The following is a 21,207-nucleotide window of genomic DNA, read 5'->3' as shown; positions in this document are numbered from 1 at the left end:
GCATTTGACATGATCTCATTATTCAAAAAAACAAAATATTTTCTGCTTGCCGCCACCACTGCATTGGTGGTAATAAGTGCAAGCGGATGCGAAGATGCCCTTCAGGAAAAAGTATACAGCCAGGTTCCAACCAATGACTTTTACAAAACACTGGATCAGGCACAGCTTGCTTTAAACGGTGTGTATACCTATTTGTGGAATGATAATTACCGTGACGGACAATGGGTTACGCTGGGTGATGTTACTGCATTTACGCTGATCGGCGGTGGTTCTGCCAATGGTTCGGGTGACCGCTCTGGTATCCAGAACGAATGGAACACGTTTTCCTGGACGCCGGATGCTAATGAACTCGTTACGGCCTGGGATTATTTTTATCAGGTGATCAACAGAAGTAATACGCTGATTGATAAAATGGAAGCGGCTGAATTTCAGGGTAAAGACAAAATCCTGGGAGAAGCCAAATTCCTGCGTGCATTGTTTTACTTCAATCTGGTTCGGATATTCGGCGGTGTTCCTTTACATGTTCATGCAACAACGGACCTGAGTGAAACTGAAAAACCAAGAAGTACAGAAGCCGAAGTTTACACGCAGATTGTCAGTGACCTGCAATCGTCAGTGGAATTATTAAGCCCGCTTAATAAAGCGGATCTGACTGCCGGTAAAGCGACTGCAATTTCAGCTTCTTCTCTTTTGGCAAAAGTTTATCTTCAGCAGCGTAACTGGAAACAGGCAGCCGAAGAAGCAAAAAAGGTAATGGATCAGGGTGTTTTTGATCTTTTTGCAGATTATGAAAACATCAATAATCCCGATTTTCAGAACGGTAAAGAGCATATCTTTTCTATCCAGCATGGTGGAAATGCAAACAGTACGTCCCAGTTTTACCAAACCCGGATGATCTATTTGTTTGGCCCGCCGGCTCAGACGGTGAAAGGCGTGAATGTACAGTTTCATGCATTAAAAGACCTGGTTATTTTTCAGGCAAAAAAATCCTTTTTCACAGAAAGCCCCGATACCTACCGCAAGTGGCAGTCAGTAAGGGATAAAATGCCTTATTATTATAAAAACGGTATTAAGGAACTGGTTCGTGATACCGTAACGATGTACGCTCCTTTTCTAACCAAATTTCATCGTGTCGATTTTGCCACCGGTTTTCTGAAAGAAGGTGTCAATTATCCACTGATCCGCTATTCAGATATTTTGCTCACGTATGCAGAAGCAATCAACGAAACTGACGGCCCGACTGCACCGGCATTGGAAGCACTAAATAAAGTAAGAAGAAGGGCCAGAGCCGTGGGAACTGCATTTGAACAGGATGCAAAAGTATATCCCGACCTGGGCGGACTTACAAAGGATGGGTTCAGGGATGCGCTTTTGAAAGAGCGTGCGCAGGAATTTGTGGGAGAAGGGCACTACCGCTGGGACCTGATCCGCCACAACCGGCTTATCAGCAATGCCAAAGCAAATGGTGTGACCGCAGCCGCAGAAAAGCATAATCTGTTTCCGATACCAACGCAGCAGATCAGCAGAAATAATAAGATAGAACAAAACCCCGGATATTAATTCTTACCGCTTAAATCATATCGCATGTTTTTGAAAAAAACAAAATTACTCCTGTTCAATGCTGCTTTTTGTACGGCATTATCCGTTCCTTCTTTTTGCCAGCCTGAGCAGCAACCCGTTCATATTGAGGTGAATCTGGCTACGGTAAAAGCACCAATGAAACCGATCTGGGCATTTTTTGGCTACGATGAGCCTAATTATACCTACATGAAAGACGGCAAAAAACTGCTGACTGAAATATCTGAGCTGAGCAAAGTCCCGGTGTATGTACGTGTGCACAGCCTGCTAGTAACCGGCGATGGTGAAGCGGCATTAAAATGGGGATCAACCAATGCTTATACGGAAGATGCTCAGGGAAAACCGGTCTATGACTGGACGATAGTCGATAAAATATTTGACACATTTATTGAAAGAGGAATGAAACCCATTGCTCAGATCGGATTTATGCCGCAGGCGCTTTCAAGCCAGCCTGAGCCGTACCGCCATCACTGGAAACCGGGAGATAATTACAATGATATTTACCTGGGCTGGGCTTACCCTCCAAAAGATTATGAAAAATGGGCGGAACTGGTATATCAGTGGGTTAAACATTCAGTGGCAAAATACGGCCAGAAGGAAGTGGAAAGCTGGTACTGGGAACTTTGGAACGAACCTAATATCGGTTATTGGAAAGGAACTACCGAGGAGTATATCAAAATGTACGATTACTCTGCCGATGCCGTAAAACGTGCATTGCCTACTGCAAAAATGGGCGGGCCGGAAGTTACAGGGCCATCTTGGGATAAATCAGCGGTATTCATGAGAACATTTTTGGATCATATTACAAAAGGTAAAAATTATGTAACCGGGAAAACAGGCTCACCGATTGATTTCATTACGTATCATGCCAAAGGAGCACCCAAAATTGTGGACGGCCATGTGCAGATGAACATGGGAACGCAGCTTCGCGATCTGGACAAAGGTTTTGAAATCGTTGCTTCTTATCCAACATTGAAAAAACTGCCGATCATCATTGGAGAGTCTGATCCGGAAGGTTGTGCGGCTTGTTCGGAGGATCTGAGTCCGCAGAATGCTTACCGGAACGGAACCATGTATTCAAGTTATACAGCTGCATCTTTTGCCAGAAAATATGAATTGGCGGAAGCCCGTGGAGTAAACCTGACTGGTGCCGTAAGCTGGTCATTTGAATTTGAAGACCAGGCCTGGTTCCGTGGTTTCCGCGATCTGGCTACAAATGGCGTGGACAAACCGGTTCTGAATGTATTCAGGATGTTTGGTATGATGGAAGGAAACCGTGTGGAAGTGAAACAGGATCTGGCTTATGATTTCAAAAAAGTAAGGGACGAAAGCGTTCGTGGTGAGGCTGATATCAATGGACTTGCTTCCAAAAGTGCTAACTCTGCCGGGGTAATGGTTTGGAATTATCATGACGACAATGTTCCTTCGCCAGATGCTCCTGTACAGGTTTTGGTAAAAGGATTGCCGGCTCAAAAAGTGATGATGTACCATTACCGGATCGACAAGGAAAACAGCAATGCATACGAAACCTGGAAAAGCATGGGCTCGCCAAAACAGCCTTCTGCAGAACAGATCAGGTTACTTGAAAAGGCCGGACAACTCGCATTGCTTACTTCACCGGAATGGATACTTCCTAAGAATGGAATTGCAACGGTTCAAATGCAGCTTCCGCGTCAGGCCGTTTCCTTTCTGCACTTTAAGTGGTAAGTCCGAAAACGCTGCATTGATCATTTAAATCCGGTTTTATTTATAAAAAATATTTTAATGAAAATTACAAAAATAAGGACCAAACTATACCAGTGGAACGGGCCTGTACTGACGAGTAACACAGTTTTTGCCACACCACTCAGCCCGTTGCATTCCCAAAGTGACACACAGGCCGCTTTCCGGTTTTTTAGCTGGCTGGTTGTAGAAGTTGAGACGGACGAAGGTTTTGTCGGTATTGGAAACGCAGGGCTAAGTCCGGATATCACCAAAGCCGTGATCGACAGTAAACTTTCATCGATTTTAATTGGAGAAAATCCACTCAATACGGAATATCTTTTTGAGAAAATGTACCGGTCAACGGTTGCTTTTGGAAGAAAAGGAACCGTCATTGCTGCCATCAGCGCCGTTGATATTGCACTTTGGGATATCAAGGGAAAAGTAATGAAACAGCCCGTTTTTATGCTGCTGGGCGGACGTACCACGCCGGATATTGAAACCTATTACAGCCGGCTATATACCAGGGATCTGGACAGTCTTCAGGCTGAGGCAGTTCATTATAAAGAAGAAGGATTTTCGGGTATGAAACTGCGCTGCGGTTATCCGCTGACAGAAGGAATTGCCGGTATGCGAAAAAACGTGGATATGGTAAAAGTGGTCAGAGAAGCTGTGGGCGAAGATATCAATGTAATGCTGGAAGGTTATATGGGTTTTAACCTGGCTTATGCGAAGCAGTTTTTAAAAGCGCTGGAACCTTATAACCTGCGTTGGGCTGAGGAGCTTTTACTACCCGATGAAATACACAATTTTGCCAAACTGCGCCGGTATACTGATATTCCATTGTCGGGTGGGGAGCATGAATATACCCGTTACGGTTTTCATGATCTTTTGCAAACTGGTGCTTTGGATATTTTTCAGTTTGACACCAACCGGGTAGGAGGGTTTACCGAAGCGCAGAAAATCTGTAACATGGCATTGGCGCATGGCGTGGAAGTGATTCCGCATGGTGGACAGATGCATAACCTGCACGTGGTCATGAGCTCGTTTGCAAGCCCGATGGCAGAGTATTTTCCACAGACTGAGATTGAAGTTGGCAACGAAATGTTCTGGTATATTTTCGACGGAGAAGCGATTGCAGAAAACGGCAGGCTTCAGCTGGATGATACTTTACCCGGCGTCGGCCTTTCCCTGAAAACAGAAGATCTTGAACATTTCATCATTACCGAATAAAAAACATATGGAAACTCTCACGATGCAACAAAGCATTCTTGACCTTTTTAAACTGAACGGACAGACAGCGCTGGTCATCGGCGGAAACCGTGGCCTTGGCCTTTCTATGGCAAAGGCCCTTGCCGAAGCCGGTGCCAATATAGTCATTGCGGCCCGTGACGAAAATGTGAACAGGCAATCGGAACAGCTAATTAAAGATTCGTATGATACCAATTGCATCAGTGTAACCTGCGATGTCACTTCCGAACAAAGCATGAAAGAAACGGTAAGTTCAGCCGTGGAGACTTTTGGCAAAATTGATATTCTGGTCAATTCAGCTGGTATTAATATTCGTGGGGCAATAGAATCGCTTTCACTGGATGATTTCAATAAAGTACAGACCGTCAATGTTACGGGAACCTGGCTGGCTTGTCGTGAAGTAGTTCCGATCATGAAACAAAATGGCTATGGCCGGATCATCAATATCGGTTCCATGCTCGCGCTTACTGCAATTCCTGAACGTACACCTTATGCAACTAGCAAAGGGGCGATTTTACAGCTTACCCGTTCCCTGGCTATGGAAGTAGCACTGGACGGAATTACAGTGAACGCCATTTTGCCTGGTCCGTTTGCAACCGACCTGAACCTGCCGCTGACCAACGATCCTGAAAAATACAAAGCGTTTATTTCCAAAATTCCGATGGGACGCTGGGGAGAACTCCATGAGATAGGCGGTATTGCTCTTTATCTGGCCAGCCGTGCATCAAGTTATACCACAGGCGGATGTTTTTCAATTGATGGCGGATGGGTCACGCAGTAATCTGCGCTGACTGAAATTTTATTTTTATGGAAAACAAAATAAGAGTTGTACAGATCCTGCATGAAAAACAGGGACGTGCATTAGCAATAGTTGAGGAACCTTCACTGGTTTTAATCAGCCAATTTAAATCCGTATATGACGCAGCGTTGGAAGCTTTGCGAACCAATGTGAAATTAGCGGATCTGATCCTGGACATGCGTTCAGAAGTGAAGTTGAACTACGACCGGATATATAATGGAAATGACGATTGGAAACTCCTTCCAGCTTTTGACTGTCCGCAAAATCCGTTCGGCTGCCTGGTTGCCGGAACTGGGCTGACACATAAAAACAGCGCTTTAAACCGTCAGATGATGCATGCATCAACAGAACAAAAACTGACTGACAGTATGGTGATGTACGACTGGGGTGTGAAAGAGGGATTTCCTCGTGCCGGTGAAATTGGCGTCCAGCCTGAATGGTTTTACAAGGGCAACGGCTGTGTTTTAAAAGCACACGGAGAGCTGCTTGAAGTACCTGCCTACGCCAATGACGGAGGTGAAGAACCCGAAATTGCGGGCGTGTATGTTGTAGATGACAACGGTAAACCATGGCGTATCGGCTTCGCAACCGGCAACGAATTCTCAGATCATGTCATGGAAAAAAAGAACTACCTCTATCTGGCCCCTTCCAAATTACGGCAATGTTCAATCGGGCCTGAACTGGTGATCGGCGGGGATTTTACAGATATTAAAGGTACGGTCAGTGTTTCCGGCGCGGATGGGATAAAGTGGAGTTCAGATATTAAAACGGGTGAAAATAATATGGCTCACAGCCTTGAAAACCTGGAATATCATCATTTTAAATACGCAGGCCACCGCTTGCCCACGCAGGCACATGTTCATTTTTTTGGTGCAGATGCATTCAGTTTTGGAAACAATGTGGCTTTGCAAAATGATGACCTGATGAAAGTATATTGGGAGGGAATGGGTCGTGCACTGCAAAACAAAATTTTAATTACTCCGGAAAACGAAGAGCTGAGGCCGGTCCGCCAGCTGTAAGTCAATTTTCAGATTGCCTAAACCTTACTATGAATGGTTGAGAATATTATATCCACGCCTCCGGTCATGAAACTTTCCAAAATGCGATGGGTGATGGTTGGAATGGCTTTTCTGGCCACGGTTTTAAATTATGTCCACAGGCTGTCTTTCAATTACCTGAGTGCAGAGGGGGAACTGCGCAAGCTGATTCCCGACGATGCATTTGGCTATATCGGCACCGCTTTTTTTGTGGCGTACATGATCTCAAATGCTTTTTCGGGCTTTTTAATTGACCGCCTCGGAACCAGGATAGGTTATTCACTTTGTATGGCTTTCTGGACCACAGCCGGACTCGTACACGCCTTTGCCGTTACACCTCTGCAATTCGGGGTCTGCCGTTTTATGCTCGGAATTGGTGAAGCCGGTAACTGGCCTGCCGCTATCAAACTGACCACCGAATGGTTTCCTGCACACGAAAGATCCACGGCTTCAGGTATCTTCAACAGCGGTTCGGCGCTGGGTGCAGTGATCGTGCCGCCGCTCGTTGCATATCTGGGGATCAGTTACGGATGGCAATCCACTTTTATTATTCTGGCACTTTGCGGTTATCTGTGGCTGGTGATATTCTGGTTTATTTATTATACGCCTAAAGAAACGGAAGTAAAGGTGAAAACATTTACCATTCCACCACTTAAACTTTTGAAAACGCGGTTTGTGATCATGTTTACCTTATCAAAAACCTTTATGGATCCGGTCTGGTATTTCGTTACGTTTTGGATCGGGCGGTATCTGGTAGATGTGCACCATTTGGAACTTAAACAAATCGGCTGGCTGGCTGTGATCCCTTTTTTAATCGCTGATGTAGGAAATCTGGCCGGTGGATATTTTACACAGTTTATTATTGCAAGAGGAGTGCCCATTCCGAGAGCCAGGAAAATTGCCGTAACAGTTGCAGGAATGATCATGAGCCTTCCGCTGCTTGCGGGTCCGTTTGTTATTTCCACACCCATTTCAGCGCTGATCGTTTTTGGACTTGCCGGATTTGGATACACCGCCTATACGGCAAATTCACTGGCTTTTCCGGCGGATGTAGTGCCTAAAAATGCAGCCGCGTCAGTGTGGGGAATGGCTTGTGTTGGAACCGGATTAGGAGGTGCCGTTTTTCAGTCGGTTTCAGGTATTGTGCTCAAAAACTATGCGACCGATATGGGTTACGACTATGCTTACAGTATTTTATTCATGGGTTTCGGAGTCATTGCACTGGTAGGTTTGGCCATTATGCTGTTTTTTATGGGGCCGCTTGTAAGAAACGAAGCATTGCACAGATACGCTCAGACAGGAGAAAATTCTTAAAGTCAATATTTGAAACCCCTCATTATAAATCAACCAGAATGACAGACATAACAGGAGCAAATTATATTGGCTTTTCGAAAAGTAAATTATCAGATCGAAATTTCCAGTCATTTTCCCCAAAAGATAACAAGGATATTCCGGGCTGGTTTTATTGGGCAACCGAAGATGAACTGGACAAAGCAGTACTACTTGCAGATCGCTCTTTCCGTGCCTTTCAAAAGGTTTCTTACCAGCAACGCGCTTTGTTTCTCGAAACCATAGCCGAGGAGATCATGGCTTTGTCGGATCAGTTACTGGAAGTTTGCGTTTCAGAATCAGGTCTGCCTGTTGCCAGGATTACCGGAGAACGGGCGCGTACTTGTAATCAGCTCCGGTTGTTTGCACGGTTATTGCGCGATGGATGGTGGCTCGATGCGCGGATTGACACCGGGATTCCTGAAAGATTACCAGCGCCCAAACCTGATATCAGAAGAATGTTCGTTCCAATTGGCCCGGTCGCCGTTTTTGGCGCGAGTAATTTTCCACTTGCTTTTTCGACTGCCGGTGGTGATACAGCTTCTGCTTTGGCTGCTGGTTGTCCGGTTATTTTAAAAATCCATCCCGCACATCCTGGTACCAGTGAGCTTGTGGCAACAGCCATATTAAAAGCTGCCAAACGTACAGGAATGCCCGATGGTGTGTTTTCGGCACTGCATCTCGACAATGAAAAAGTGATCAGACTGGTTTCTCATCCGGCAGTTAGAGCAGTAGGTTTTACCGGATCAAGAAAAGTAGGTTTGCTGCTTTGTAATGCGGCCGCCGCAAGAAAAGAACCTATTCCTGTTTATGCCGAGATGAGCTCTGTTAATCCTGTCATCTTGCTGGAAAGTGCTTTACAGGAGAATTATGCCAAAATCGCCAGGGAACTTGCAGCAGCCTTTACTTTGGGAGCCGGACAATTTTGTACAAACCCGGGACTGATCCTGGTAACAGAAAGTACGGCCACTGATTTATTTCTGGAAGAATTTGCAAAACAGATTGCAAAAATTCCACCGGCCAATATGCTCACTTGCGGTATACAACAGGTTTATGATGAAAAAATAAAGGGTTTATCTGAAAATCCTGCGGTTGTTTTGTTAGCAAAAACGGAAACAGAAGCAAAGGGAAATGAAGGTAAACCGGTTGCTTATTCAGTTGATGCCAATGATTTTTTGAAAGATAAATCGTTGTCTGCCGAGATTTTTGGCCCGCAAACACTAATTGTGAAATGTGCTGATACCAATGATTTATTTGAAGTCCTTGAATCGCTTGAAGGGCAATTGACGGCCAGCCTGCATGCAGCTGAACAGGATGTTGAAATAATAGAAAAACTGATCACTATAACAACGCAAAAAGCCGGAAGGATCATTTTTGGCGGTTATCCGACAGGGGTTGAAGTTTGTGACGCCATGCAGCACGGCGGGCCTTTTCCATCTACTTCCGACAGCCGCTCAACGTCAGTGGGTTCGGCCGCAATCTACCGCTTTGCCAGGCCAGTTGCTTACCAGGATTTTCCGGATCAGTTCCTGCCCGAAGCATTACAAAATAAAAATCCGCTTGCTTTGCTCCGGCTGGTTAACGGCAGCTGGACGAATGAACAGTTATAACCCATTTTAAATAAAGTAGTTATGCCAAAATTATTTCGTATCAGCTTTTTAAGCGCACTGCTGCTGTTTTCGTCCATAGCGTTTTCTCAAAGCCAGCCAGCAATTGTTAAGGTGGATTTTAATAAAACAGTAGGTGAAATGACACCCATCTGGTCGTGGTTTGGTTATGACGAACCCAATTATACATATATGAAAGATGGGAAAAAACTGCTTACAGAGATGGCAGCTCTCAGTCCCTCACCGGTTTATGTAAGAACGCATAATCTGATGACTTCCGGCGATGGGAGACCTGCCCTGAAATGGGGATCGACCAATATGTATACCGAAGATGCAAACGGAAAGCCGGTTTATAACTGGGCTATCGTGGACAGCATTTTTGATTCTTATGTAAGCAGGAAAATGAAGCCTCTGGCGCAGATCGGTTTTATGCCGGAAGCTTTATCTACGAATCCACAGCCCTATCAGCACGACTGGCACCCGGGCGATAAATTCAGTAAACTGCCGACCGGCTGGGCTTATCCGCCAAAAGATTATGACAAATGGGGCGAGCTGGTTTATCAGTGGGTTACGCATTGTGTGGTGCGTTACGGTAAGGCGGAAGTGGAAAGCTGGTACTGGGAATTATGGAATGAACCAAACGGTGCATACTGGAAAGGTACATGGCCGGAATTCTTTAAATTATACGATTATTCGGCTGCTGCTGTAAAAAAAGCACTTCCCAATGCGCAAATCGGCGGTTGTAATATCACAGGTAACGGAATGAAATTTCTGGATGCTTTTTTAAAACACTGTGTTTCGGATACAAATTATGTGACGGGTAAAATTGGCTCTCCACTGGATATGATCTTGTTTCATGCCAAAGGTTCGCCGAAAGTAATGGATGGAAAAGTGGTAATGGATGTAAGGGCGCAGCTTAAAAATATTACAGATAATTTCGCAGTGATCGCTAAATATCCTCAGCTGAAAAATATTCCGGTTATTCTTGGCGAATCGGACCCGGAAGGTTGTGCTGCGTGCAGTATGGCCACAAATCCTGAAAATGCTTACAGGAACGGAACAATGTTTTCCAGTTATACAGCAGCCTCCTTTGCACGGAAATATGAATTGGCTGACCGCCATGAAAAAGATTTAATTGGAGCAGTTACCTGGTCATTTGAATTCGAAAATCAGCCCTGGTTTGGCGGATTCAGGGATCTGGCAACAAACGGAGTGGATAAGCCTGTTTTGAATGTATTCAGGATGTTTGGAAAAATGTCAGGAAAACGTGCGGCCGTTACTTCAAACCGTATGTATGTCCTGGATTCGATTTTAAATACAAGTGTCAGGAAGCAGTCGGATATCGGAGGTTTGGCGGCAATTGATAAAAATACAGCTTCGGTCATGGTCTGGAATTATCATGATGTAGACGAAACAGGACCGGCAGAAACGGTCAAAGTACAAATGCAGGGGATTCCTGCTGGCAAAAAACTCGTGTTAACCCAATATGCGATTGATAAAACGCACAGTAATTCGTACGAAAGATGGAAAAAAATGGGTTCTCCACAGAAACCATCTGGCGGGCAAATAGCAGAACTGGAAAAATCCGGTGCATTGCAAACTGCTGTGCCGGCAAAAAATATCAATGCTCAGAATGGACAGATTTCTGTTGAGGTTAAACTTGAACGTCAGGCGACCCTGCTTTTAAAACTGGATTGGCTGGATTAATTCCGTGGCACGGCTGAGCATAAATGCCTGATGGAACTGAATGGTTTCCAGTCGTGCCACAGATAGATATTTATTTTTTAGCCGTTTGCGGTGGTGTCATTGTCCAGCCCAGCTGAGTCAGCAAAGAGCCCGAGTCGTAGTAAGTGCGCTCTACTGCTACCTTGCCGTTTTCCATCATGATGGTCATTTGTATGGGTACGTGTGCAGATTTGTTTTCGTTGGTAAACAGAGCATGATAATCGAGCCAGAGCAATACCCAGTCTCCTTTGTTCATGCCTTCTTTTACCTGTAAGGATGTACTTGCTATAATAAATACTTCACGGTTTTGCTGAATTGGATACCATTCCTGCCAGACCTTAGCATATTGATCAGCATTGGTTGAGTCGGGTGCTCCGGGCCCGTACTGCATGAAGCCAGCAGTTATCAGGCTGCGCACCTTCGTCCAGTCGTTTCTTACAATTGCATTTACATAATCAATAGCGACTGTGATATTGTTGTCCGCATTGGGAGAAATGCTCACCAGATCGGCGTGATGTCTAGCTGTATTTGTCTGGGCAGATACCTGAAATGCCAACAGGCAAATAAACAGAAAAGTGAAAAGTAAGCGGGTAGTTCTCATCATTTTGCGAATAAGTTTACAGGTGATAAGTTTCAGTGAAAAGAAAGTTAAATTCTCCTTCTTTTCACTGAAAGTCAACCAATTACTCATCTTTATCCGGATTATTTATTTAACGGTAAAAGGTTAATTATAAACACATTGTTATTCAAGGAAAACCATTTTCAGGACCTCGGAGTGGCTGCCTGATTTAACTTTTAGTACATACATTCCACCTGCTAATCTCATGGCTGTTCCATCTATTATTACCGGTAAAGCTGTGTTTTCGGATTTAATCTGACGAGATAGAAAAGACTGACCGAGGGCATTGGTAAGTTGCAGGTCAACATCTCCTTTGTGGCGTTTTGAAAGCTGAAGGGTAAACCTTTTGCCAGTTGACGGATTAGGATACACCGTTGAGGAAAGTAAATCATTTGCGGGGGTACTCGTTTCTGCATTCATTCTGGCTAACAGCGTGGTAGAACCCGCAGTCTCAATTACAAGTTCAGGTTTAATGAAGCCTTCCCGACTATCAAAACTTAGATGCGTATTCTGGTTACCCGGATTGGTAATATAAAAACTCACTTCACGGTTTACCGTCAGTTGTGATCTTACAATATCCGTAACATCAATTTCGTAATATTTGTAAAAATTAAGAACGTTTACTATGGGTGACATACTTCCAGAAGGTGACGGGGCGTTGTCCCATGTAATAACCGGTGAAGACTCTAAATCGTATGTTTCATTCCATGTATTGTCGCTGACGTTGTAGGCGGCCAAACTTACACTTTCTTCCGATTGTATATTGGATCCAAAAAGGCGAAGCTTCGCCGAACCAACGTAGGCTATCTTTCCCAGAAAAAATCTTAGGTATGCATTTCTTTGGTAGCTGGGAAGAGAGCCTGTTTTTACTTCCAAAGTGGATTCATTACCAAATATGGTAGAGGAATAAGGTCCATTCCTGACGGTTGCATCGGCAATGGGATTCCGGACAAATTGCTGGTTGGGCAACACTTCAATAGCTGCGATAACCGGCTTGTCGGCTGCGCCTGTTAAAAAACTGATATTTAGCAAACCGTCATTGACATTTACACTGAAAACCTCTGTTCTGGCACGCATTGCGCCGCCGGCAGCACTGAAAATATCATAGTTGGTCAGTTTTCGGGCACCCTCGATATTTACGTGAAATCTCCGCCTGCCAGCACCAGGCAAGCCGCCCTTGCCCATTACGCCAAAATAATTTTCAGAAAAATGCAGTACTACATTCATGATTCCATTGGTAACAGGAATGCTGTAATCGAATGCCGGCCCGACCCGCTGATCATTGAAAAGCTGCGGATCCGGGGTGTTGGAAATGGTACCGGTCGTTGTGGCAGAAACTTGCGATACACCTGAAAAATACTGGTCAGCTGCAAAAGGGCGGTTTTCGGAGGCATCATAGGCCAGCCCACCTGCATTAAACCTTTTTGCGCCTGGAAAATCTCCTTCCGGTTCGAATTTGTATAGATTATAACCCTTAGCAACATTGGGTTGACCCGGTACAAAACTTTCCCCAACTCGTACCGAGAAAATGAGCTTGTTTCCCAAATTGATAAAAGGGCCGAATGTAGGTGAACTTTGACCAGTAAAGTAATCACCAGTGATGTAGGTTCCCAGGCTTGTGCCATCACTGCGCCAGAGCTCCTGGCCGTTCTGCCGGTTTTCTCCCACAAAATACAGTATGTTGTGTAAAACGATCAGGTTGATCGTATTGTAGTAGGGTATACCAGTCGCCTGGCCTGGGTATATGTCCTTTACAGGTAAAGTCCCGGTCACTGTTCCGTCTGTTTTCCAAAGCTCCGTACCAGTATTCTCACCTTGTGCTGTAAATAATACGGTTTGATTCAGTGCAGCAATTCTAATGTAAAAGAAACTTCCCCGGTCGTTCCGAAAGGATTTTAGATGAAATGTTCCGCCAGCAGTTCCATCCGTGCGCCACAATTCCTCGGTGAAATAAATAGAGCGTTCCATGCTGAAATAAACCAGGTTATTGGCACTCACCAGTTTTGAATATTTAGTTCGTGCACCAGGATACATACTGAATACAGACTTTGTTCCGGTAGCTGTGCCATCCGAAGTCCAGACAGCACGGTGTGTAGGGTCTGAATCGTAAATAAAATACAGGCTATTGTTGTTAACCACCAGCGTAGTAAGGGCGAGTGTGCCGGAATTTGCATTACCTGTAATATTTTTGAGAATGGTTGTTCCGGCTGCGGTTCCGTCACTGCTCCATACTTCATAGTTTTGCAATTGGTCGAGGCCGGAAAAGAATAGTTTACCCTGGAAAACAACCGGCGTTTGTTCCGTCATAACCGGGAAGCTTTTGATAAGGACGGTTCCGGCAGTAGTGCCGTTGCTTTTCCACAAATTGGTGTTGGCTGCTGTTGTAGATAAGAAATAAAGTACTCCATTAACATCGGTAAGCCCGTCCAGTTTTGGAGAACCACTTCCGGGAACGATGTCTTTTACCAAAACGGTTCCGGCTTCCGTCCCATCGCTTTTCCATAGCGCATCTCCGCTGGTACCATCATTTCCTACAAAAAACAGCGTTCCGGCCACACTAATACTTTCCACTGTATCGGATAAAGGAGAGCTGGCCGGACCGGGGTTAATGTCTTTTACAAGCACCGTTCCACCGGATGTTCCGTCACTTTTCCAGAGCTCTTTTCCGTGTGCTGCATCAGTAGCAAAGAAAAAAGCAGTCCCGTTTACATTCACAAGATTCAATATCCTGTAATCTCCCGGCCCGGGATCGATGTCTTTTACAAAATCAATTAACTGGCCAAAGCAAAAATTTGACAACAATGTGATCATCATCAGACAGGTAACAAGAAGTTTTTTCATAACTCTGAATTGGATATTTAAAGGTAGTTAGACGATTAAAAATCAGTCCAGGTCAGTACGACGGACATTACAATTGAAAGGTTGTATTTAATCTGATTTACTTAGTATAATAGCCTGTTATTCAGATGTATTATGTCCAAATCGGATATGTCCTTTTTAGCTTATTTTACTTCTGCAAACCGCTGTAAATGTTGGGAATTCTCCTGATACTTGATCAGAGGGGAAATGGTAAATAATACGACAACTATCGGATCAAAATTCGCTTATCCGGTGCATCGCGTAATTAGAAATCCTGTGAAAAAATACATTTTAATTTCTGTCCATTATGAGTACGAACAATCCTTTTCATTGCCTGGCTTTTTATTTTTCAAATTTGATACTAGAATAATCAAATATATGATACCTAAAATATCGAAATGTTTTTGTAGTTTTGAATATCAATCTGTTGTAAAATAATTTATCTATAATACTTTACTTGTTTGCAAAATGAGAACCAGCGAAGAAAAAAGAATGATTGTTGATTCCCAGGGGTTTTTTATAAAGATCAATGGAGACGGTATAACTAAACCAGTATTGGAAAAAGTAATGTTTTGCCTTGAAATTATTTGTAATGTCCCGATCCTGATACTGCAGTTCCCCAAACCTCATCAGATCCTCATGATGCCGGTTGAGCTAACAAAAAACACCATTTTTGATGATTCCAGGCAATTAAAGATCAGGATGGAATTAACGGGAGAAACGGCCGGCTACACTGAAATGCTGCTGAGCGAAAACGACAGTAATAAGATCAGGCAATGCCGGACGAACCTTCCAAAATCTTTTGACTTCCGGCAGGCTGAACCAATAGATGATTATAGTTTTTCTGAATTTGCGGAATAGATTTTTTATGGTTGGCGTAAACCATAATTGATGATCAGATGGATCCGGTAAATAATTTGGAAAGGTTTTTAGAAGCGCAGAGCCGCGATTATACCCAGGCATTGTCAGAAATTAAGAAAGGAAGGAAGCAAAGCCACTGGATTTGGTATATTTTCCCGCAAATTTCCGGTTTGGGTTTTAGCAGCACATCCGTTTTTTACGCTATAAAAAATTTAGAGGAGGCCGCGGACTATCTTCATCATCCGGTTCTGGGAAGCAGGCTGATCGAAACAGCAAAAGCAATTCTGGAAATAGAAGATAAAACAGCCAATCAGATCCTGGGAAATCCAGATGATGTGAAATTGAAGTCCTGTATGACGTTGTTTAGTCTGGTCAAAAATACAGATCCGGTTTTTCAGGCAGTTCTGGATAAATATTTTAATGGCAAGCAAGATTTTAAAACCATTGAAATTGTTTTAAAAATGAAATCTGCTTAGTAATAATATTCGCTTTTTAAATATAACGGTTAAGGATATTGGTCACAATTCCGGACATTTCTAAACCTGCGAAAATGTTTTTCGGGGTAACGCGGTTGTGTTGTATCACCCGGAACTGCCAGATTTGTTAAGGAACGCCATACCCATTCTGCCGGTCCCGATTTAAAACTGGAAAACCAAATACCCGCAAAAATTACCTGGGTAATATAAAAGAGCAAAGTAATGGCCATCGCCATTGAGAGGCTCATTTCCAACACCTCCTCTGAGTGGTAGAAAAAATATAAGAAAACCGATTGCATCAGATAACCTGACAGCCCCATTTTTCCCAATGGAATGAGCCAAGCCATGAGTTTATGGTTTGACATCCGGTTGTAGAGTAAAATAACGACCGATACATAGAGGCAGGAAAGTGAAAGATTTTGCAAAGCGGTGATGGTTATCTGAAAAATACGGACACTTTCAGGAACCTGTGGGTTAGTGCTATTATGACTAAGTACATAGCCTACGATGGTGAATAAAAAAATGTAACCGCTGCACAAAGCGACTTTTTTAAACAATTGAAACCTGGCAGAAACCTCGTTTAACAGATTTACTTTACCAATGTAAAAGCCCAGAAGGAACATGGAAAGTGTCGTGAACAATCTTCCGGTTACGATATTAAATCTGAGTTTACTGGGAATAAGAATGCCGGCATCTTTTAGCGCATTTATAACAATATCAGATTTATCACTGAAAATAACGGATAAAATACTGCACAGAAATAAACCAATACTTAACAACAGTAAACTTTTGCTCCTGAAATTCCTGCAAAGTATCAGTACCAAACCTGTTACTGCATAAACCTGAAGTATATCGGCTTTGAAAAATAATGAATGGAAAATCCCTATTCCTAAAAGAACGGTAAGGCGCCAGGTGAATATTCTGACAAAAGGCTGCCGTTTGCGGATAGCACTTTTGTAAATGACAAAAAAACTCCAGCCAAAAAGGAAGGAAAATATGGTAAAAAATTTATCCTGTATAAGAAAGTCCACTAAAAATTCAATCAGATTATCTGTTCCGTTAAGGTCACGGGATGCTGTGGAAGTGGTACTTAAAAACTGTTGCAGGGAGTGAATAAGCAGAATACCCAAGAGAGAAAAGCCGCGAAGTATATCAACTATCTGTAAACGATTCTTTTGATTTTCAATGATTGGCTGTGTTGCCTGAATTTCCTGTAATTGTGTTACCATATAGTTCGTTGAGTAAAAAGGCGTGCAGGTGTGTGCTATCCGGATAGTGATGTGACCGACTATTTATTAATAATACCTACAAACCAGTTGCTTTCAGAACTATATGCCGCAAAATGGGCAAATTGCCGGCTGGGACTGACAATTGCCCCCAATAAAAAAGGAGACTAGTCATATTAAATGACAAAGCCTCCTTTTAATTCCTTATGTAACAATATCAAATGTTACCGTTGCAGGTTTATTCTGCTACCAATATCCTTATCGCTTCTTTAAATGCCGCTGACTGGATGCGCATGATATATATTCCTTTTGATAAATGCATGTTGGATAAATCCACTTCCACATTTGAAGCCGGATTTATTGCTCCGGACGGCTTTACCTGGTACACATTACTATTCATTCCTACGAGCTGTAAATCCACGTTTCCGGTATGACGGCCTGACACGTAAACATTGACCCGCTTGCCCGCAGGATTGGGATAAATCCTGGAATCTTCGGCTAATACTTTCACTTCGGCAATGTTTTCTTCTACCCCGATTCTTGCAAGGGGTGCAGTTGGTGGCGCCGTACGTATCACAAGCTGGGGAGTGTAACCGGAATTTTCCTCGCTGTTAAAAGTGAGCTGGGTGTTCTGGTTTGTTGGGTTTGTCAGAAATAAACTCACTGTTTTGTCATTGACCTGTAACTGAGACTTTACGTATGCGGTTACATCGATTTCATAATATCCTGGGGTGCCATTCACCAATACGGTTCCCAGTGCAACCCCGGAACTGTTAGGCGCATTGTTCCACGTAATCTGATTTTCCATCCAGGAATCATTCGCAACTCCAAAAGCGGCCAGGCTGATGTTATTGTTATTTTGTATGTTCTGTCCATATAAGCGCACTTTGGCTGATCCTACATCGGTTACCCCATCTAGTAAAAATTTCAGGTATGTATTGCGCTGGTAGCTGGGCAAACTTCCGGATTTTACATCCAGGGTGGTTGCAGTGCCATAATGCCCGTTCTCATAAGGTGTATTGCGGACCGTGGCATCGTCAATGGCATCAAGACTGATCTGGACGTCCGGCAATATTTCTATGGCCGCAATAATCGGCTTGTCAGCCGAACCGCTCAGGAAATTGATGTTCAGTATGCCATCGGTCACAGTGACGGAAAAAGTCTGTGTGAGGGCGCGCATGGCACCGCCTGCTGCCGTGAAAATATCATAATTGGTCAGCTTGCGGCTGCCTTCAATATCTACATTGAATTTACGTTTTCCTGTACCCGCTGAGCCGCCCCTTGACGGAACGCCCCAATAGATCTCTGCAAAATGCAGGATAACGCTCAGTTTTCCGTTTGTGACCGGAATGCTGTAATTGAATGCAGAACCAAAACGCTGTTCCCTGTACAGTTGCGCATCGGGCGTGTTAAGGATCTCACCAATGTAAGCCGTGGAGACCTGGGTGGTACCGTTAAAGTACTGGTCGGCCACGAACCGACGGTTTGAAGAAGCATAAATTGCCTCACCACCGGAATTGATCCTGAGGACAGTTGCAGCGGGGGCATCCTGGAATTTAAACAGCTCGGCACCGTATTGTCCGTTATCCGCTGAAATTAACAGCTGGTTATTGAAGCCCGCAATTTCATAGAACAGGGTGGATCCGGCCGGGTTCATGTCGTAAGCCAGGAACGTGCTGGCTGCGGTACCATTGGTTTTCCAGATTTCTAATCCGCTTACCCCGTCAGATGCCGTAAAATACAGGGTGTTACCCACGGCAGCGGTATTTCTTATGGTTGCTCCTTTTATGGCGTCTCCCAATTTTTTAACAATCTGGGTTCCCTCAATGGTCCCGTCGCTTTTCCACAACTGGTCACCATTATCTACATCAGGTGGTACAAAATAGAAAGTGTCATTTACTACGATCTGGTTATGTGTCACAGCTACTTCGCTTAGTCCGTCGAAACGTTTAAGTACTATAGTACCTGCTTCTGATCCATCTGTTCTCCACAAATATTCTCCTGGTATATCATCGTCGTATCCATAAGCGTATGCACTGAAATAGACCAGATTACCAGCAGCTACGAGTTTGGAAAAAGACGCGTAGTTCTCCGGGTACATTTCTTTGATCACTGTTGTTCCTGCAGAAGTACCGTCACTTTTTACCAATAAATAATGAACATATTCGTCATCGAGCACATAATATATAAAATTGCCGGCTACCACCAGGGAATTGTAAATCGACGCACCGTCTGCATTGATGTCTTTTACCAGCACAGTTCCTGCGTTAGTTCCATCACTTTTCCATAGATCGGAACCATTTGCGCCACCTGATGCCCCAAAATATAACTGCCCGTTCATGGTTACAGGATTAAAAGAATAAGCGTAAAGAAGGTCTTTAACGATCACTGTTCCGGCTGAAGTACCATTACTTTTCCAGACCTGTAAGTTTGAAGGAGCTGAAATAATGCCGAAAAACAGTGTTCCGTTTAAGTTAATCAGGCCTTGTATACTATCTGTTGGCGTCAATGCGATATCCTTTACCAATACCGTTCCGGCCGCAGTACCATCACTTTTCCAGAGATCCCTGCCGTGAGTGCCGTCATTGGCTGTGAAGAAGAGTGTCCCGTTTACGTTAGTGAGCAGATCCGGATTTGAACTGCCTGCACCGCTGCTGATATCTTTGACTAATACTGTACCTGCGGTAGTACCATTGGTTTTCCAAAGCTCTCGCCCATTGACCCCGTTATCAGCAGTAAAATAACTGACGCCATTCACTTCTGTAAAATGCAGAGGAGTTGATCCCTGCCTGGATATATCGGTAACTGCGCTGGTGCCTCCCGTTACCATGGTGCTTTTGTAAAGCTGTGGCCCGTGAACTGAGGCACCACTGAAATACAACATGCCATTGGCATCGACCGGCACAGAAGCTACTACGTCAGACAGTATTTTTGTACCGGAAAGGACACCATTGCTTTGCCACAATTTCAATCCTGATCCATCATCAGCATTGAATGCAACCTTGCTTCCAACCGCGGTAAGCTGCGCAATGTTGGAATCCGTATTGCCAGGTTTGATATCCTTCACCAGTACTGTTCCGGCTGAGGTTCCGTTACTTTTCCATAACTCCCGGCCATTTATGCCGTCCGTCGCTACGAAGTAAAGCTGCCCGTTTACGGCTGTAAACTGTGTGGGATTGGATGAACCTCCGGCACTTGTATTGATGTTTTTAACAATGACCGTACCTGTTGCTGTACCATCACTTTTCCAGAATTCTATATTGTTATTTGCTTCACCGGCACTGAAATAGAGCGTATTTCCTAAGCTGGTAAGGCTGGCGATGCCGAATAAGTTTGCTTTTACCAAGGCCACAGGTGATGTGTCATTGGCTTTGTACAACTTTGTACCACCCGTTGAAAAATCCGTATAATAAACGTTACCACCAGCGGCTACCAGGGGAGTAGCAGGGAATACGGAAGATGGATTGGAAACCGCTACCGTACCGGTAACAGTGCCGTCGCTTTTGTAAAGCCTATTAAGGCCACCCTGAAACACGAAAAAGAACAATTTGCCATTCAAATTGGTCATGGAAGAAACATATTCGTTTCTGAACCAAATCAATTCCAATAGCCTTACAGTCCCGGCTTCTGTTCCGTCTGTTTTCATTAATCCCAGTGTCCCGTCGTAATAGAGCGTACCGTTAATATCAATAAGGCTCTTTACGCCCGGATCAAGTGCATGCGAATTTAAAGGGCCAAACGGGCCGGTGCCTGCCTGTGTTCCATCACTTTTATATAATACATAAGCACCTCCATACACGCGTACTGCAAAGTAAATATTGCCGTTCGAATAAGTGAGTTTTGCAGGCGAATCAGCACCAGTGTAGACCTGGTGCAGCTCTTTTACAATTACCGTTCCTGCTGCAGTACCATCACTTTTCCATAATCCAATTCCCTGAATGCCATCTTCGGCAATCATGTAAATTAAATTTCCAACCGCAATGGATTCGTGAATGATGAGACCATGGGAAGAACCCAAAACATTAATATCCTTAACCAAACCACCAGTTTGTGCCCACAAAGCTTGTGAATACACCAACGTGAACAACAAAAAAAACAGAATTTTTTTCATAAACGATGAAATTAAGTGTGTCCTATTG

The 21,207-nt window shown here is 44.0% G+C and carries 14 protein-coding genes; 10 read left to right on the top strand and 4 right to left on the bottom strand.

Features of this window, described 5'->3' with window-relative positions:
- Positions 1–9 precede the first annotated feature (9 nt).
- From KZC02_RS03345 to KZC02_RS03310, 8 genes are read left to right on the top strand one after another with little or no spacing between them, the layout of a single operon-like run.
- The gene (locus KZC02_RS03345) at positions 10–1,560 is read left to right on the top strand and encodes a RagB/SusD family nutrient uptake outer membrane protein (RefSeq protein ID WP_221392814.1); all 1,551 of its coding nucleotides are present in this window, start codon (positions 10–12) and stop codon (positions 1,558–1,560) included.
- 24 nt (positions 1,561–1,584) lie between these two features.
- Positions 1,585–3,285, top strand: coding sequence for a GH39 family glycosyl hydrolase (locus KZC02_RS03340; protein ID WP_221392813.1), 1,701 nt, complete (start codon positions 1,585–1,587; stop codon positions 3,283–3,285).
- A gap of 57 nt (positions 3,286–3,342) precedes the next feature.
- Entirely contained in the window at positions 3,343–4,512 is a 1,170-nt protein-coding gene (locus tag KZC02_RS03335) for an enolase C-terminal domain-like protein (protein ID WP_221392812.1), read from the top strand.
- 7 nt (positions 4,513–4,519) lie between these two features.
- Complete coding sequence (locus tag KZC02_RS03330) at positions 4,520–5,311, top strand: SDR family NAD(P)-dependent oxidoreductase (RefSeq protein ID WP_221392811.1); 792 nt, start codon at positions 4,520–4,522, stop codon at positions 5,309–5,311.
- Positions 5,312–5,337: 26 nt separating this feature from the next.
- The gene (gene araD1, locus KZC02_RS03325) at positions 5,338–6,348 is read left to right on the top strand and encodes an AraD1 family protein (protein ID WP_221392810.1); all 1,011 of its coding nucleotides are present in this window, start codon (positions 5,338–5,340) and stop codon (positions 6,346–6,348) included.
- Between the two features lie 33 nt (positions 6,349–6,381).
- Positions 6,382–7,680 (top strand): MFS transporter, encoded by a 1,299-nt coding sequence (locus KZC02_RS03320; RefSeq protein ID WP_221392809.1) that lies wholly within the window; start codon positions 6,382–6,384, stop codon positions 7,678–7,680.
- A gap of 38 nt (positions 7,681–7,718) precedes the next feature.
- Positions 7,719–9,305: an aldehyde dehydrogenase (NADP(+)) gene (locus tag KZC02_RS03315; protein ID WP_221392808.1), complete on the top strand. Its 1,587-nt coding sequence runs from the start codon at positions 7,719–7,721 to the stop codon at positions 9,303–9,305.
- Between the two features lie 21 nt (positions 9,306–9,326).
- Positions 9,327–11,009: a GH39 family glycosyl hydrolase gene (locus KZC02_RS03310; RefSeq protein ID WP_221392807.1), complete on the top strand. Its 1,683-nt coding sequence runs from the start codon at positions 9,327–9,329 to the stop codon at positions 11,007–11,009.
- Between the two features lie 70 nt (positions 11,010–11,079).
- Here KZC02_RS03310 and KZC02_RS03305 read toward each other — a convergent pair whose 3' ends face one another.
- Positions 11,080–11,631 carry a nuclear transport factor 2 family protein gene (locus KZC02_RS03305; RefSeq protein WP_221392806.1) on the bottom strand — a complete coding sequence of 184 codons (552 nt, stop codon included), beginning with the start codon at positions 11,629–11,631 and terminating at the stop codon, positions 11,080–11,082.
- 138 nt (positions 11,632–11,769) lie between these two features.
- Positions 11,770–14,487, bottom strand: coding sequence for an ELWxxDGT repeat protein (locus KZC02_RS03300; protein WP_221392805.1), 2,718 nt, complete (start codon positions 14,485–14,487; stop codon positions 11,770–11,772).
- 486 nt (positions 14,488–14,973) lie between these two features.
- Here KZC02_RS03300 and KZC02_RS03295 point away from each other — a divergent pair, with 486 nt between their 5' ends.
- Both KZC02_RS03295 and KZC02_RS03290 read left to right on the top strand, forming a co-directional pair.
- The gene (locus tag KZC02_RS03295; protein WP_221392804.1) at positions 14,974–15,366 is read left to right on the top strand and encodes a hypothetical protein; all 393 of its coding nucleotides are present in this window, start codon (positions 14,974–14,976) and stop codon (positions 15,364–15,366) included.
- Between the two features lie 38 nt (positions 15,367–15,404).
- Positions 15,405–15,842, top strand: a complete 438-nt coding sequence (locus KZC02_RS03290; RefSeq protein ID WP_221392803.1) for a DUF1810 domain-containing protein — start codon at positions 15,405–15,407, stop codon at positions 15,840–15,842.
- Between the two features lie 29 nt (positions 15,843–15,871).
- Here the strand turns inward: KZC02_RS03290 and KZC02_RS03285 are convergent, their stop codons facing one another.
- Both KZC02_RS03285 and KZC02_RS03280 read right to left on the bottom strand, forming a co-directional pair.
- Positions 15,872–17,071 (bottom strand): DUF418 domain-containing protein, encoded by a 1,200-nt coding sequence (locus KZC02_RS03285; protein ID WP_221392802.1) that lies wholly within the window; start codon positions 17,069–17,071, stop codon positions 15,872–15,874.
- Positions 17,072–17,306: 235 nt separating this feature from the next.
- Positions 17,307–21,179, bottom strand: coding sequence for an ELWxxDGT repeat protein (locus KZC02_RS03280; protein WP_221392801.1), 3,873 nt, complete (start codon positions 21,177–21,179; stop codon positions 17,307–17,309).
- Positions 21,180–21,207 lie beyond the last annotated feature (28 nt).

This window comes from Dyadobacter sp. NIV53, from assembly GCF_019711195.1.
In the GTDB taxonomy this organism is placed as follows: Bacteria; Bacteroidota; Bacteroidia; order Cytophagales; family Spirosomataceae; genus Dyadobacter.
The sequence above is the reverse complement of the archived record's forward strand: the minus strand, read 5'-3'. Positions and strand labels throughout refer to the sequence as shown.